The sequence below is a fragment of the Streptomyces graminilatus genome (genome assembly GCF_001418565.1).
GTDB lineage: Bacteria > Actinomycetota > Actinomycetes > Streptomycetales > Streptomycetaceae > Streptomyces > Streptomyces graminilatus.
In genome coordinates this window covers 1-16053 of sequence record NZ_LIQQ01000121.1, presented here as the reverse complement: position 1 = coordinate 16053, position 16053 = coordinate 1, and the positions used below count along the sequence as shown (strand labels likewise).

Annotated in this window: 12 protein-coding genes; 7 read left to right on the top strand and 5 right to left on the bottom strand. The window is 71.0% G+C overall.

The annotated features are described in order from the left end of the window. Positions 1 to 56: 56 nt before the first annotated feature. The 3 genes from AOK08_RS11525 to AOK08_RS11515 are packed head-to-tail and all read right to left on the bottom strand — an operon-like array spanning position 57 to position 3549. The gene (locus AOK08_RS11525; protein WP_055525398.1) at positions 57 to 980 is read right to left on the bottom strand and encodes an amidohydrolase family protein; all 924 of its coding nucleotides are present in this window, start codon (positions 978 to 980) and stop codon (positions 57 to 59) included. Then, complete coding sequence (locus tag AOK08_RS11520; RefSeq protein WP_055525397.1) at positions 977 to 2551, bottom strand: aromatic amino acid lyase; 1575 nt, start codon at positions 2549 to 2551, stop codon at positions 977 to 979. The genes AOK08_RS11525 and AOK08_RS11520 overlap by 4 nt, the downstream gene beginning before the upstream one ends. Then, positions 2548 to 3549, bottom strand: a complete 1002-nt coding sequence (locus AOK08_RS11515; protein WP_055525396.1) for an ornithine cyclodeaminase family protein — start codon at positions 3547 to 3549, stop codon at positions 2548 to 2550. Before AOK08_RS11515 ends, AOK08_RS11520 begins: the two co-directional genes overlap by 4 nt. A 136-nt stretch (positions 3550 to 3685) precedes the next feature. On the opposite strand from AOK08_RS11515, the gene AOK08_RS11510 reads away from it, so the two are divergent. The 6 genes from AOK08_RS11510 (at position 3686) to AOK08_RS11485 (ending at position 12701) form a co-directional block, all read left to right on the top strand. Continuing rightward, a complete protein-coding gene (locus AOK08_RS11510; RefSeq protein WP_055525395.1) occupies positions 3686 to 4837 on the top strand; it encodes an ABC transporter ATP-binding protein in 1152 nt (383 codons plus the stop codon). Further along, complete coding sequence (locus AOK08_RS11505; protein ID WP_055525394.1) at positions 4834 to 5499, top strand: ABC transporter permease; 666 nt, start codon at positions 4834 to 4836, stop codon at positions 5497 to 5499. The genes AOK08_RS11510 and AOK08_RS11505 overlap by 4 nt, the downstream gene beginning before the upstream one ends. Continuing rightward, positions 5496 to 6185, top strand: coding sequence for an ABC transporter permease (locus AOK08_RS11500; protein ID WP_055525393.1), 690 nt, complete (start codon positions 5496 to 5498; stop codon positions 6183 to 6185). The genes AOK08_RS11505 and AOK08_RS11500 overlap by 4 nt, the downstream gene beginning before the upstream one ends. A 71-nt stretch (positions 6186 to 6256) precedes the next feature. Beyond that, entirely contained in the window at positions 6257 to 7204 is a 948-nt protein-coding gene (locus AOK08_RS11495; RefSeq protein WP_241826919.1) for a glycine betaine ABC transporter substrate-binding protein, read from the top strand. A 96-nt stretch (positions 7205 to 7300) separates the two neighbouring features. After that, positions 7301 to 8515: a cytochrome P450 gene (locus AOK08_RS11490; RefSeq protein ID WP_055525392.1), complete on the top strand. Its 1215-nt coding sequence runs from the start codon at positions 7301 to 7303 to the stop codon at positions 8513 to 8515. A 310-nt stretch (positions 8516 to 8825) separates the two neighbouring features. Then, complete coding sequence (locus AOK08_RS11485; protein WP_055525391.1) at positions 8826 to 12701, top strand: glycoside hydrolase family 2 TIM barrel-domain containing protein; 3876 nt, start codon at positions 8826 to 8828, stop codon at positions 12699 to 12701. An 87-nt stretch (positions 12702 to 12788) separates the two neighbouring features. Here AOK08_RS11485 and AOK08_RS11480 read toward each other — a convergent pair whose 3' ends face one another. Beyond that, on the bottom strand, positions 12789 to 14549 hold the full coding sequence (locus AOK08_RS11480; protein ID WP_079053979.1) for a SpoIIE family protein phosphatase: 1761 nt from the start codon (positions 14547 to 14549) through the stop codon (positions 12789 to 12791). Positions 14550 to 14706: 157 nt separating this feature from the next. Then, positions 14707 to 15120, bottom strand: coding sequence for a DUF5997 family protein (locus tag AOK08_RS11475; RefSeq protein ID WP_055525390.1), 414 nt, complete (start codon positions 15118 to 15120; stop codon positions 14707 to 14709). A gap of 59 nt (positions 15121 to 15179) precedes the next feature. On the opposite strand from AOK08_RS11475, the gene AOK08_RS11470 reads away from it, so the two are divergent. Beyond that, on the top strand, positions 15180 to 15956 hold the full coding sequence (locus tag AOK08_RS11470; RefSeq protein ID WP_055525389.1) for a LysR substrate-binding domain-containing protein: 777 nt from the start codon (positions 15180 to 15182) through the stop codon (positions 15954 to 15956). Positions 15957 to 16053 lie beyond the last annotated feature (97 nt).

Sequence of the window (16053 nt, the reverse complement as noted above, 5' to 3'; positions counted from 1 at the left end):
CTAGGAGGCGCGCGGCGGGCGTCAATACCTCTCGTATCCTTCGCAGCATTCGCTTTTCAGATCAAAAGCTTTCGACGGTCGTCCCGTCCGGTGAGCAGCCGCCGTGGATTGGCGATACGGAAGGCGTACGCCGCCGCTCCGCCCAGGCCGAATCCGGGGTGCAGCGGGGGCTCCGCGTAGGGCCGGTCCGAGCCCTGGACGACGGCGTCGGCGCCGAGGACGCGAACGATCGCGTCGACCGCGCGGGGACCGTAGGACGAGGTGTCGACGAAGACGTCCGGGTCCGCTTCTCCGTCCGCGCCGTCGCCCCGGGCGGCGAAACGCTCCCCGTGCAGCGGGGCGAGCCCGGCCAGCAGGGCGAAGCACACGCGCAAGTGCGGATGGCGGGGCCGGCCGAAGGCGCGGAAGGCGAACCAGGCGGAGTGCATCTGCTGGACGTACGGGACCATCGCGGGCCACCAGCCCGGCCCCGCAGGTTCGCCCGCCGCCGGTCCCGGGTGCACGAACAGCGGCAGGTCACGCTCTTCGAGCAGGTCCAGGAGCGGGGCGCAGCGCGCGTAACCGGCGGCGTCGGCAAGGGCGTTCGCCGGGAGCTGGAGACCGGCGAACCCCCGGTCGAGGTCCTTGGCCGTCGCGTTGGCGTCGATGTCCCGCACGCAGGCGGCGGCCCAGGCGTCGAAAGGTTTCGGAAGGGCGGCCGATCCGTCGTGATAGGCGTCCAGCAGCGGCCGGGCCTCGGCGCCGGGCAGCCACTCCACGCCGATCGGGGCGGACAGCGAGACGAGCACCCGGCCGAGACCGTCGGCGGCGGCGAGTTCCGCACGGCCGGCGATGTCGTGATCGGCGGGCGGGATCTCGTAGGGCGGCTCACCGCGCAGATACAGGGTCCAGCCGTCGAGGAACGGCGGCTCGCGGCGCGCCCGCAGGGCCGCCAGCAGCGGTGGGGTCCACAGATGCTGGTGCACGTCGACGCTGGTCATGACGTTCCTCCCGCCGGGACTGACGATTCTTCCAGCAGCGCGCGCAGTGCGCCCCGGACGTCGTCGGACCCAAGGATGCCGTCACTCACCGCCTCCACGTCCACCCCGCAGGGCCGGTCGTCCTCCAGCCGGGGCACGGCCGCCCGGATCGCCCGGTGCAGCAGCCGGGGGCCATGGCCCAGGGAGGCGGGGCCCGCCAGGTCAACCGCCTGCGCGGCGACCACCGCCTCCACGGCGAGCAGCGGCCGCAGCCGGGCGAGGATCGTGGCCAGCCGCCGGGCGCCGAGCGCCGCGTTGGTCGAGTCGTCCTCGACGGCGTCCGCGCCGTGCCGGGGATCGGTGGACACCGGCACGGACAGCATGCGGATCTCGGCGACCAGTGCCTGCGCGGTCTTGGTCAGGGGCGCGAAGCCCGAGCGCTCCGGGCCGTACGGCGAGAGGTTCGCCGGCAGTCCGCTGACGGCGGGGTCGAGCAGCCGGCGCATCCGCTCGGCGGAGACCGCCGCGGTCTGGGTCAGGGCCAGCGCGAGCGTGTCGAGGGCGAGCGCCAGCGCCGGGGTGTGGAAGTTGCCGGAGGAGAGGATCTCACCGCTGTCGGGCAGCACCACCGGGTTGTCGCCGCAGCCGTTCAGTTCCGGATCCAGCGCGGCGCCCGCGAAGTCCAGGGCCGCGTACGCGGCGCCGTGCACCTGTGCGGCACAGCGCAGGCTGACGGGGTCCTGGACCCGCCGGGCGTTGCGCGGATCGCCCAGCTCACCCCCGGCGAGGAGGGCGAGCAGTTCGCGCGTGGCACGGGACTGGCCGGGGGCGGGGCGCAGACCCAGTACCCGGGCGTCGAGCGGACTCGTGTTCGCCCGGAAACCCTCGTAGGTCAGCGCCGTGACCGCCTGGGCCAGTGCGAGGAGCGCGGTGGCCTCGTGCAGCGCGAGCGCGCCCAGCCCGGCCGCCAGCGGGCTCGCGCTGCACAGCACATGCCCGTCCTTGGGCCCGAGCGCGGCCGGCGCCAGACCGGCCCGCCGCAGCGCCGTGGCGCCGTCCAGCACCTCCCCGCCGAACTCGGCGCGCCCCTCGCCGATGACGACCAGGCCGACATGCGCGAGCTGGCACAGATCGGAGGCGCCGATCGACCCCGTCTCGGGGATCACGGGATGCACGCGCGCGTTGAGCATCGCCACGAGCAGCCCGGGGATCTCCGGTCGCACCCCGCTGCCGCCGCCCGCGATGCCGTTCACCCGGGCGAGGACGGCGGCGCGGACGACGGGGACCGGCAGCGGAGCGCCGACCGCGTTGGCCCGTCCGCGTACCGTACGGACGCTGAACTCGGCCAGTTCGGCGCGCGGCAGGGCGTACGAGGAGCGGGTGCCGAGTCCCGTCGTCAGACCGTACGTCGGCACCTGGCGGTCGACGATGTCCTCGACGACGGCCCGTTCGCGCTCCAGCCGGGGCGACACCTCGTCCGCGAGGGCGACTCGGGCGCCGTGGCGGGCGACGGCGACGACATCGTCGTACGACAGTGTCCGCCCGTCGACGACGACCTCCGGGATGCCGGTGCCCGTGCCGGGATCCGTCATGAGAAGCGGAGTTTCTGGCCGAGGCCGCGCTCCTCGGCCTTCCTCAGCATGGCTGCGCCCAGCGCGATGTCGGAGAGGGAGAGGCCCCGGTGCCAGAACAGGTTCGTCTCCTCGGGGCTCTCCCGGCCGGGCTTGCGGCCCGCGACGATCTCCCCCAACTCCCCATGCAGATTGGTTCTGTTGAGCCTGCCCGAGTCCACGTGGGCGCGCAGCGCGCCGAACGGTCCGGCGTGTGCCTGGCCCCAGTCGTCGACGACGATCTTGTCCATGATGTCCGTGAGGCCGAGCTCCACCGCGCTGTTCGTCCCGTAGGGCACGACCAGGGCGCCTGGGGTGATCCACTCGGTCCTCAGCAGCGGCTCCGGACGTTCGAGGCGGGAAGCCTCCACCACGATGTCCGCGCCCTCCACACAGCTCTGCCAGTCCTCCGTGACGACGACCGGCTTGCCCAGGTCCCGCTCCAGGCGCGCGGCGAAGGCCTCGCGGCTCTCCGGGCGGCGCGAGTGGACGCGGATCTCGGTCAGGTCGAAGAGCCGGTCCAGAAGACGGACGTTCCAGTACGAGGTGGCGCGGGCGCCGATGTGGCCGAGCACCCCGGAGTCCGGGCGGGCCAGATGGCGTGCCCCGAGCGCGGTGAGCGCGCCGGTGCGCATCTCGGTGAGGGCGGTCGCGTCGACCACGGCCACGGGCATTCCGGTGCGCGGGTCGAAGAGGTTGAGCAGCGCCATCTCCGAGGGCAGCCCCGACTTGTAGTTGCCGACGAAGTCGCCCACGATCTTGACCCCGGCCAGCGAGAGCGGCGCGACATAGCCGCGCAGCACGTTGAAATGGCCGTCGAACGCGGCGTCGGGCACGAGGTGGACGCGCGGTTCGATCACCGTCTCGCCCTGTCCCTGGGCGCGCAGTCCGTCCTCGACGGCTTCGAGGATCTCGGCGTCGGTCAGCTCCAGCTGCTCGATGTCCGAGCCGTTCAAAAAGGTGAACCAGACCGGTTTCATGCCTGCCTATCCTCGTAATTCGGACATCTTGGCCTGATTTCGTGTGAATGTAACGCGCCATTCACAGATGGGCATTGACTGTCATTCAGCAGCAGATAACCCTGCATGACTATATGCAGTCAGGTAAGGGGCAGCTTTGATCAGATTCGACGCGGTGAGCAAAAACTATCCAAACGGGACTACGGCGGTGGACCACCTGTCGCTGGAGTTGGCCGAGGGCGGTCTCACGGTTCTGGTCGGTCCCTCGGGCTGCGGCAAGACCACCACCCTGCGCATGGTCAACCGCATGGTCGAGCCCACGGCCGGGACGGTGAGCCTGCGCGGCAAGGACATCCGCGAGGTCAACGCCCCGGAGCTGCGCCGTGGCATCGGATACGTGATCCAGCACGCGGGACTGTTCCCGCACCGCACCATCCTCGACAACATCGCCACCGTTCCGCTGCTGCTGGGCTGGAGCCGGAAGAAGGCGCGGGCACGGGCGGCGGAACTGCTGGAGCTGGTCGGGCTGCCGAGCGAGATGGCCAAGCGCTATCCGAACCAGCTCTCCGGCGGACAGCAGCAGCGTGTCGGGGTGGCCAGGGCGCTGGGCGCCGACCCGCCCGTGCTGCTGATGGACGAGCCGTTCAGCGCGGTCGACCCGATCGTCCGGGCGGAGTTGCAGGCGGAGTTCATCCGGCTCCAGAAGGAACTGCACAAGACGATCGTGTTCGTCACCCATGACATCGACGAGGCGATCAAACTCGGCGACAAGATCGCCGTCTTCCGTACCGGTGGCAAACTCGCGCAGTTCGACACCCCTGAACGACTGCTCGCCGATCCCGCCGACGACTTCGTCGCCGGGTTCGTGGGGCACGACCGGGGCATTCGCCGCCTGTCCTTCGTCAACGCGGCCGATGTGCCGCTGCGGGACGGCCCGGTGCTGCCGGTGGCCTCATCGGTGGCGTCGGCCCGGGCGGTGGGCGAGCCCTGGGTGCTGGTCGTCGACGCCGGCCGTCGGCCGCTCGGCTGGGCCTCGGTCGCCGGCCTGCCGGAGGGCGGCACGCTGGCGGACGTACCGCTGGCACCGCTCGGCCACACCTTCAGCCTCGTCGGCGACTCCGCACGGGCCGCCCTCGACTCGGCGTTGCTCTCGCCCGCCCGCCTGGCGGTGGGCGTGGACACGCACGGCGCGGTCGTCGGAGTCGCGGACGCCCACGAGCTGTCCGCCGGGCCGGCCGACACCGCCGGGACGGACGCGGATGCGGTCGGTGCGGTCGTGGCGGACGGAGCGGGCGGTGGGATCGGATGAGTGACAACGAGCCGCTGATCCGGTGGCAGTGGATCGGCGACCACGCCGGTGAACTGGCCTCCTACACGGCCATCCACCTCAGACTCGGGCTGCTGCCGGTGCTGTTCGGGCTGATCATCTCCGTACCGCTCGGCATCCTCTGCCACCGCTACCGCTGGCTGTACCCGCCTTCGCTGACGGTGTCCAACGTCCTGTACTCGATCCCCTCGCTGGCCCTGTTCATGATCTTCGTCCGCTACACGGGGCTCACCGAGCGCACGGTGATCATCCCGCTGACCCTCTACACGCTGTCGGTGCTGGTGCCCAACGTCGTGGACGGCCTGGCGTCGGTCCCCGAACCGGTCCGGCTCGCGGCCACCGCGATGGGATTCGGCGCCATACGACGGGTCGTCCAGGTCGAACTGCCGATCGCCGTGCCCGTCGTCATCGCCGGTGTCCGGGTCGCGGCCGTGTCCTCCATCAGCCTGGTGGCGGTGGGGCAGCTGATCGGTCAGGGCGGACTCGGGTACTACATCACCCGGGGTCTCCAACTCGACTTCCCGACCCCGATCATCACCGCGATCGCCCTGATCATGCTGCTCGCACTCGCCACCGACGCGCTCCTGGTCCTCGCGCAGCGGCTGCTGACCCCGTGGTCCCGGAGCAAGGTGACGGCCGCATGAACGACTTCCTGAACCAGATCCGGCTCGTGGCCGACTGGCTGACGTCCCCGGCCCAGTGGCACGGCGACGACGGAATCCCCCACCGGCTCGCCCAGCACCTCGTCTACAGCGGTCTGTCCCTGTTCTTCGCCGCCCTCATCGGGCTGACCCTCGGGCTGCTCGTCGGGCACACCGGCCGGGGGTCGTTCGCCGTGGCCAGCGTGGCGAACCTGGCGCGGGCGATCCCCACCTTCGGTCTGGTGGTCCTCGTCGTCACCGTCGCCGGGCTCAGCACGACGCCCGTACTGATCGCCCTGGTCGCCCTGGCGATCCCGCCGATCCTCATCAACACCTTCGAGGGCGTCCGGGGTGTCGACCCCGACACCAGGGACGCGGCGCGCGGGGTCGGGATGACCGAGTGGGAGGTCCTGCTGCGGGTGGAGGTGCCGATGGCGCTGCCGCTGATCCTCCTCGGGCTGCGGGTGGCCGCGATCCAGGTCGTGGCCACCGCGACCGTGGCCGCCTACCCCGGACTCGGGGGCCTCGGCCGGTTCATCGTCGACGGGCTCTCCCGCAACGACTACCAACTGGTCATCGGCGGCTCGACCGTCGTCGTCGCACTGGCACTCGTCGTCCAGGTCGCGTTCACCGCGCTGCGGCGCGTCATCGTCTCGCCGGGCCTTCTGGCGCCGGCGTCGAAGCCCTGAATCTCCTCGTCCTCGATTCTCCTCGTCCTCAGAGTTGCCGAGCCTGCGGGCTCCAAGAAAGGAAACACCCCATGAGCACCACCCGACGCATCTACCGCGGTGCCGCGTTCGGCCTGATCGCCGCCCTCTCGCTCACCGCTTGCGGCGGCGGCAGTGACAGCGACAGCAACCCGCTGACGGGCGACAGCGGCGACAGCGGCGGCAAGGGCAAGACCATCGTCGTCGGCTCGGCGAACTTCCCCGAGAACCAGTTGCTCGCCGAGATCTACGCCCAGGCCCTGGAGGCCAAGGGTCTGAAGGTGACGCGGAAGTTCGACATCGGCGCCCGCGAGGTCTACTACGACCAGATCGTCAAGGGCGGCATCGGCGTCTTCCCGGAGTACAACGGCGCCCTGCTGTCGGTGGCGGTCGACAAGAAGAGCACCGCGACCAGCACGGAACAGGTCAACGCCGACCTGAAGGCGAAGCTCCCCGCGTCGGTGGAGATCCTCGACTCGGCAGCGGCCGAGGACAAGGACTCGGTGTCCGTCACCGCCGAGACCGCCGCCAAGTACAAGCTCAAGACCCTCGCCGACCTCAAGTCGGTGGCCAAGAACCTGACCCTCGGCGCCGGTTCCGAGTTCAAGACCCGCACCCAGGGCTGGATCGGCCTGAACTCGGTCTACGGTGTCGAGTTCGGCAAGTTCCAGCCGCTGGACGCGGGCGCCCAGACCACCCTGGTGAAGCTCCTCAAGTCGAACCAGGTGCAGGCCGCCAACCTCTACACCACCGACCCGGCCATCGTGGAGGACAAGCTGGTGGTCCTCGAGGACCCGAAGCACCTCTTCTCCTCGCAGAACGTCACGCCCCTGGTCTACAAGTCGGCGGTCAACGACACGGCCAAGGCGGCGCTCAACGGTGTCTCGGCGAAGCTCACCACCGCCGACCTGCTGGAGATGATGAAGAAGCTCGTCGACGACAAGGAGGACTCCAGCACGGTCGCCAAGGAATGGCTCAAGAGCGCCGGCCTCGTGAGCTGACCGGGTTCTCCCCCCGCGCACACAGCCGCCCGGCTCTTCGAGAGCCGGGCGGTCCCCCGACAGGCACAAAGGTGCCGCAGAAAGAGTTCGCACCGGATGACACCGAACGGCACAACACCGGACGGGACGACACCCCGCCTCGTCGAGGGCTGCCCGCTCGGCGCCGCCACCACCCTCGCCGAACTCGCCGACGACCCGCATCCGCGGCTCGCACTGCTGCGCGAGCACGAACCCGTGTCCTGGCTGCCCGAGTTGAACGGCTGGCTGGTGACCCGGCGCGACCTCGCCCTGAGCGTGATGCGGGACGCCGCGACCTTCACCGTCGATGACCCCCGCTTCTCCACCGCCCAGGTCGTCGGCCCCAGCATGCTCTCCCTCGACGGGGACCGGCACACCCGCCACCGTGAACCCTTCAACGCGCCCTTCCGCCCGAGGGCTGTCCACGAGGGCTTCGCCGCCTGCATCGAACGCGAGACCGACCGCCTCATCACCGCACTCCCGCCGATCGGCGCCGCCGACCTGCGGCGCGCCTTCGCCGGACCCCTCGCGGTCGCCGTCGTCACCGAGGCGCTCGGGCTCACCGGCACCACCGCCGACACGGTGCTCACCTGGTACGACGCCATCGTGAAGTCGGTCTCCGACATCACCGCCGGACATATGGCGAGCCCCGCGGGCACCGACGCCTACGCGCGGCTCAGGGCCGCCGTGGAAGCCACCGTCGCCGACCGGGACACCGCCTCCCTCCTCGGCACCGCCGCCGAACGGCTGACCGTGCCCGAGGTGGCCTCCAATGCCGCCGTCCTGATGTTCGGGGGCATCGAGACCACCGAGGCGATGATCGCCAACGCGCTGCTCCACCTGTTCCGGAACCCCGCCCAACTCGCCCTCGTACGAGCCGACTTCGACCTCCTGGACGGCGCGATCGAGGAGTCTCTGCGCCTCGAACCCGGCGCCGCCGTCGTGGACCGCTACGCCACCCGGGACACCGTCCTCGGCCCGGCCGAGATCCGCCGAGGCGACCTCGTCACCGTCTCCCTGACCGGCGCCAACCGCGACCCCGCCGTCTTCCCCGACCCCGACCGGTTCGACGTCCGCCGTGCGAACGCCCGCCTCCAACTGGCCTTCGCCCACGGCCCCCACCACTGCCTCGCCGCGCATCTCGCCCGGCTGGAGACCCGTATCGCCCTCCACCGCCTCCTGGAACGCCTGCCCGGCCTGCGCCTCGATCCGGTGCACTCCGCCACGGTGAGCGGCCTGGTCTTCCGCAAGCCGGCCACCCTGCACGTGCGGTGGGACGCGGCGCCCGCCTGACGAAGGGCGTCCAGGCAACGAACCGGTCCAGGACAGGACATGACGAGCCATCAGGAACCAACAGAGTCCGACAGGATTATTGCTTCGGCTGTGTTCGAAGTCCTAGGGTGAGCCTGGCTCGGCAGCTCCCACTGTCACCAGCAGCTGTGTGCTGACCCAATTGCAACTCCCGCACCGCCCAGGTGAGTTGAGCCGTCACCGATGACCACAGCGCTGCCGGATTCCGGGTCGGTTTGTCAACAGTAACGAACAACATCTGACGCACCCTCAGTCCGTACAGCGCGCACTGTCGTACCGAGGAAGGCCAGGCATGCCGTACCCCCACGAGTTCGCCGTCAGCCGCCGCCGTCTTCTGGAGGGAGGAGCCGCCGTACTCGGCGCGCTCGCCCTGTCCGGATCGGCCGCCGCCCATCAGGCGGCCGCAGCGGACCCGGCCGACGCCACCCCCGAGTGGAACGGCCACATCGACGTCTTCCGCGTCGGCACCGAACCCGCGCACACCACGCTGATGCCGTACGCGACCCTCGCCCAGGCCCTCACCGCGGACCGCACCCGCTCGCCGTACCGGCTGAGCCTCGACGGCACCTGGAAGTTCGCCTACGCCGACCGCCCCGACGACCGGGACACCGACTTCCACCGCACCGACCTCGACGACCGGGGCTGGGACACCATCCCCGTCCCCTCGGTCTGGCAACTGCACGGGTACGACAGCCCGATCTACATCAACAGCGACTACCCCTGGTGGGGCGCCAACGGCCGGGGCGAGGACGTGCGGCCACCGGCCGCCCCGACCGTGCACAACCCCGTGGGCCAGTACCGCCGCACCTTCACCCTCCCGCGCGACTGGTCGGGACGGCGCACCTTCCTGCACTTCGAGGGCGTCAAGTCGGCCCACTACGTATGGATCAACGGGACGCTGGTCGGCTACCACGAGGACTCCTACGACCCCTCCGAGTACGACATCACCCCGCACCTGAAGCCCGGCACCAACCAGATAGCCGTGGAGGTCTACCGCTTCTCCGACGGCGACTGGATGGAGGACCAGGACATGATCCGGCTGAGCGGCATCTTCCGCTCGGTCTACCTCTACTCCACCCCCGCCGTACGTGTGCGCGACTTCCGCCTCGACACCCTGCTGAGCGACGACTACAAGGCGGCCGAACTGTCGGTCACCGCGAACGTCCGGGACTACGGCGGCAAGGGCGCCGGCCAGTACTCCGTCGAGACCCAGCTGTACGACGCGGGCGGACACCCGGTGTGGCCGCGTCCGCTCCAGCAGACCGTCACGCTCGGCGCCGGCGAGGAGAAGTCCGTAACCGCGTCGAAGGCCGTGCCCGCGCCGCGCCTGTGGTCGGCCGAACACCCCAACCTCTACACGGCCGTTCTCCGCCTGCGCGACCCCGCCGGCCAGGTGGTCGAGACCCTCTCCCACCGCGTAGGCCTGCGCGAATTCGCCCTCAAGGACGGGCTGATGCGCATCAACGGCCGGCCGGTCTCCTTCCGGGGCACCAACCGGCACGAGATGCACCCTGTCCATGGTTCCGCCCTCACCCGCGCGGACATGGTCGAGGACATCGGCATCATCAAACGGCTGAACATCAACACCGTCCGCACCTCGCACTACCCGAACAACCCGATGTGGCTGGAGCTCGCCGACGAGTACGGCCTGTACCTCGTGGACGAGACCAACCTCGAAACCCACGGCATCCGTGGCGAGTACCCCGGAAACCACGCCGAGTGGACCACGGCATGCGTGGCCCGCGCCCAGAACATGGTCCACCGCGACAAGAACCACGCCTGTGTCGTCATCTGGTCCCTCGGCAACGAGGCGGGCGGCGGCAGCACGTTCACCGCCATGCACGACTGGATCCGCTCCTACGACACCACCCGCGTCATCCAGTACGAGGGCGACGACCGCCCCGGGATCAGCGACATCCGCTCCGAGATGTACGACAGTCCCGCCCGCGTCGAGCAGCGCGCGAAGGACACCCGCGACACCCGGCCGTACGTGATGATCGAGTACTCCCACGCGATGGGGAACTCCAGCGGCAACTTCCAGAAGTACTGGGACCTCGTGCGCCGGTACCCGGTCCTCCAGGGCGGCTGGATCTGGGACTTCGTCGACCAGGCCCTGAGCTGGCCCACCCCGGCACGCAAACTGTTCACCGAGACCGGGCCCGCCGCGCTCCGCGGCGAGATCATCGCCCCCGCCGGCACCTTCACCCGCGACAAGGGCGTCTCCGGGGGCACCGTCTTCGCCCGCGACGAGAGCCTCGACCTCACCGGCTCCCTGACCCTGGAGGCGTGGATCACCCCGCACTTCCTCGGCTACCACCAGCCGATCATCGCCAAGGGCGACACCCAGTACGCCCTGAAGCAGTCGGACAGCGGCCTGGAGTTCTTCATCTACGGCGGCGGCCAGTGGGTCAGCGCGTGGTGGGCGCTGCCCGACGACTGGACCGGCAAGGAACACCACGTCGCCGGAGTCTTCGACGCGGCGGCGGGCCGGCTGACCCTCCACGTCGACGGCGTGGTGCGGGCCACCAGTACCACCACCCGGCGGCCTGACAACAACACCGCGTCCCTCTCCCTGGCCACCGACATCGACAACCCCACCCGCGAGTTCAGCGGCACCATCCGGCGGGCCCGTGTGTACGCCCGCGCGCTGAGCGCCACCGAACTGGCCTCCGACACCCGTGGCCCCGGCGACGAAGGCGTCCGGTTCTGGTTCGACGCGGCCGATGTCGGCCTCACCGAGAAGAAGCCCCGCGACAAGACGTTCTACGCCTACGGCGGGGACTGGGGCGACAACCCCAACGACGGGGCGTTCTCCGGCGACGGCATCGTCACCGCCGACCGCGGACTCACCGGCAAGTCCGCCGAGGTCAAGCGGATCTACCAGGCGGTGCAGATGAGTTCGGGTGCGACGACGGGCGCCGTCACCCTCACCAACGAGTACCTCTTCACCAACCTCCGCGAATTCGACGGACGCTGGGAACTGGTCGCCGACGGCGAGGTGGTCCGGCGCGGCAGTCTGACCCGGGCCCAGCTCGACGTGCCGCCACTGTCCACCAAGACGGTCACCGTGCCCGTCGAACTGCCGAAGGACCCCGCGCCGGGCGCCGAGTACTTCCTCCAACTGTCCTTCACCACCCGGGAGTCCACGAAGTGGGCCAAGGCCGGCTTCGAGGTGGCCCGGCAGCAACTCGCCCTGGACACGGGCAGCCCCGCCATCGCGCCCAGGCCACTGACCAGCGTCCCGACGCTCCGGTACGAGAACCGCGACGCGGCGGTCACCGTCAAGGGCAAGGACTTCTCGGTCACCGTCGACAAGGCGACCGGCACCATCACGTCGTACAAGGCGGGCGGCGCCCGACTGCTCGCCTCCGGGCCCACCCCGAACTTCTGGCGGGCGCCCACCGACAACGACCGGGGCAACGGCCAGCACACCCGCAACGAGGTCTGGCGCGACGCGGGCACCCGGCGCGCGGTGACCGGCGTGAGCGTCCGCGCCCTGCGCGACCGCGCGGTGGAGATCAGGATCGAGGGCACCCTGCCCACGACACCGTCATCGACGTACACCATCACCTACACCGTCTTCGGCAACGGCGAGATCAAGGTCGACAACACCTTCCACCCCGGGGCCGGTTCGCTCCCGTACATCCCGGAGGTCGGCAACCTGCTCCTCCTGCCCGGCCGTCTGGACAGGCTGCACTACTACGGGCGCGGCCCCGAGGAGAACCACTGGGACCGCAACAACGCCACCGACGTGGGCCTGTACTCCGGCACCGTCGCCGGGCAGTGGAGCGGCTATCTGCGCCCGCAGGAGAACGGCAACAAGACCGACGTCCGCTGGATCGCCCTCACCGACCGCAAGGGCTCCGGCCTGCTGGTCTCGGCCGAACCCCTCCTGGAGGTCAACGCCTCGCACTTCACCCCGGAGGACCTGTCCGTCGGGGCCCGCCACGACTACCAGCTCACCCCGCGCGCCGAGGTCGTCCTGCGCCTGAGCCACCGCCAGATGGGCGTCGGCGGCGACAACAGCTGGGGCGCCCACACCCACGACGAGTACAAGCTCTTCGCCGACCGCGACTACTCGTACACCTACCGGCTGCGCCCCCTGACGGACGTGGACGACGCGATGGCGGCCTCGCGGCGGCCCACGGCGGGGGAGTCCGCCGGGTAGCACCCGCCGCCGAGTAACGGCAGAGCGTGACTTCGGGGGCGTCACCCTTCACCAGGGGTGGCGCCCTCGCCCCCGCCGTCGCGCCGGTCAGGTCGCCCGGGAGCGGGCCGCGAGGACGGCGATGTCGTCCTCGGCGGGGGCGTCCGCGAGCTGGGCCAGGACCTCGTCGAGGATGATGTCCAGGGAGGCCCGCGGGGACAGCCGCAGCCGGGTGAGGCGGCGCAGTGACACGTCGATGTCCTCGCCGCGCCGCTCCACCAGCCCGTCCGTGTAGAGCAGGAGCACACCGCCCGGAACCGTCGGGCGGGTGAGCGTCGTATAGCTGCCGAATCCGGTGCCCAGGGGCGGGCCCGCCGGGACCTCGACGAGACCGACCGTGCCGTCCGGGTGGAGGAAGACGGGCGGGAGATGGCCGGCGTTCGCGTAGGACACCGTCCGGTGGGCGGGATCCTCCAGGGCCAGCAGACAGGAGGCGACCCGGTCGAACCCCGAGTCGGCCACCGTGCGGTCGGCGTGCGTGAGCACCAGATGCGGGGGAAGGCCCGCCATGGCCAGGGCGCGCAGCGCGGAGCGGTAGTGGCTCATCGCGACGGCGGCCTCGACGCCGTGCCCCATGACATCCCCGATGACCAGCAGATTCCGGCCGTCGGGCAGAGGTAGGGAGTCGAACCAGTCGCCTCCGATGAGGGCCACGTCGTCGGCGGGCAGATAGCGGAACGCGGTCGGCGAGTGCGGGTCGGACGGCGCGCCGGTGTCGGTGAGCAGGGCGTGCTGGAGCTCCAGGGCCATGCTGTGCTCGCGGGTGTGCAGGGTGGCGCGCTCCAGGGCGCGGGCCGCCCGCTGCGCCACTTCCAGGGCCACCGAGACATCGTCGACGGTGAAGCCCTGGGCATTGAACGCGCGTACGAGCGACAGGGTGCCCAGCGGACGGCGTCCCGCGATCAGGGGCAGCACGAGGACCGAGTGGACGCCGATGCTCCGGTGGGAGGAGGCGGAGGCTGAAGCGGATCGGTCCGCCCGCCCGCCCCCCGCCGGCCACTCCTGCTCGGAGACGCCGTTGCTCAGCCAGGGAAGGCCCGCGTCCAGACACGCCCGTATCTCCGTGCCCGGCGGATAGTCCACGGTGTCGCCGAGACCGGCCAGGGCCAGCATGGCGTCCTTGATACCGGGGACCGCCGCGAGGGCCGCCCGGCGCAGCCGCAGCACTCCCGGAGGCGGCCGGTGCGGACCGGCCTTCACCTGGAGGTTCAGCTCGACACCGGCCGCGTCCGCCAGGTCCGGCACCATGAACTGGGCCAGCTCGACGCAGGTCGCCTGTACGTCCGAGGTGGTGCCGATGCGCGCGGTGGCCGTGTCCAGCAGGGTCATCCGGCGGTGCGCGCGCTCCAGCTCGTCCACGTGCTGCTGCGGGGCGCTGATCTCCAGGAAGATCCCGGCGAGACCGAGCACCCGGCCCTGTTCGTCCTGGAGCCGGTGATAGGTGGCGTGCCAGGCGCGCCGGGTGAAGGGCATGTCCGCGCGCGTGTGCCCCGTCCCCACCAGCTCACGGGGCTGCCCGTCGTGCAGTACCGCCCGCAGCACGCTCTCCGGCCGGTCGACCTGCGGCGATGCCTCGGCCAGGGTCCGCCCCAGGAGCTCCGCCGCCGACAGGCCGCTGATCTCGACCATGTGCGGATTGACGTACTGGAAGCGCAGTTCCGTGTCGAGGACGACCACCCCGGCGGCTGTGCCCTCCAGGAGCTGGCGCAGCACCCCGTACTCCTCGACCAGCCGCGGCAGGTCCCCGGTGGTCGGTCCGGCGAGCAGCTTCTCGACCTCGTCGAAGAGCAGCGGCCGGAAAGCGTCCATGGCCACCGCACCTCTCATTTCTCGTCGGCACAGCGCTTGCCGCACGGCAGAGACAATGTTCGGCGACCCGGGGGCCGCGCGCATGTCGGGCGTGGGTGGCCCGGCAGTGGCCCGGGCGGATGTCCCGAAGGCTCCGGCCCGCCCCGGCCCGCCGTGGCTACCTGCCCTGGTTCGCCTGGCCGGCCCGCTTCTCCTGCTGCTCCTGGTGCAGCTCCTTGACGCGGGCCGCTTCCTTGCGGACGTCGACCTGCACGGAGCGCTCGTGCTTGAGCCAGTCGGGGGCTTCCTGCTTCAGGGTGTCGATCTGCTCGGTGGTGAGGGCCTCGGTGACCCCGCCGCGGGCGAGGCCCGCGATGGAGACGCCCAGCTTCGACGCGACCACCGGACGGGGGTGCGGGCCGTCGCGGCGCAGGTCGCGCAGCCAGGCCGGCGGGTCGGCCTGCAACGCGGTCAGCTCGGCGCGCGTGACGACACCCTCCTGGAACTCTGCGGGAGTGGCCTGGAGGTACACACCCAGCTTCTTCGCCGCGGTCGCGGGCTTCATGGTCTGGGAGGTCTGCTGCGTCGTCATGGTGTCAAGGGTATCGAGCGTATGAACAAGTGCCGACCACGGCCAGGTAGCCTGGCGCGGTGACTGGCTCGGAAGATTCCCCCGCGTTCCGGCTCGCGTACGTCCCGGGAGTGATCCCCGCCAAGTGGGTGCGGATCTGGAACGAGCGGCGAACCGACGTCCCCCTGACTCTGCTCCAGGTGTCCACCGCCGAGGCGCACGCCCTGCTGCTGGCCGGCGACGCCGACGCCGGCCTCGTACGCCTCCCGGTCGACCGTACGGTGCTCAGCGCGATCCCCCTCTACACGGAGACCTCCGTGGTCGTGGTCCCCAAGGACCATGTCGTGGCCGCCGTCGAGGAGGTGACCGCCGAGGACCTCGCCGACGACATCGTGCTGCACCCCCTCGACGACACCCTCGCCTGGGAGAGCCTCCCGGGCCTCCCCGCGATCGAGCGCCCCGCGACCACGGAGGACGCCATCGAGCTGGTCGCCGCCGGGATCGGCGTCCTCGTCGTCCCCCAGTCCCTGGCCCGCCTCCACCACCGCAAGGACCTCACCTACCGCCCGGTGACCGACGCGCCCGCGTCCCAGGTGGCGCTGTCCTGGCCGGAGGAGCGCACGACCGATCTGGTCGAGGACTTCATCGGCATCGTCCGGGGCCGCACCGTCAACAGCTCACGCGGCCGCCGCGAGGAACCGAAGACGGACCAACAGCCGAAGTCCAAGAAGCGCACGAGCACCCAGAACCCGGCCCGCAAGCCCGCAGCCGGAAGGTCCACAGCCCGGGGCGCCCGCAACGGCGGCACCGGCAAGAGCACCGGCACCCGCCAGGGCAAGCCCCGCCGCAAGTCGTAGACCGGCACGGGGGCGGCGGCCGGAGGGAGCCGCGCGCGGGAGATGGCGCGGGGAGGTGGCGCGGAACGCGCCCCGACAGGGGCGCGGGGAACTGCGC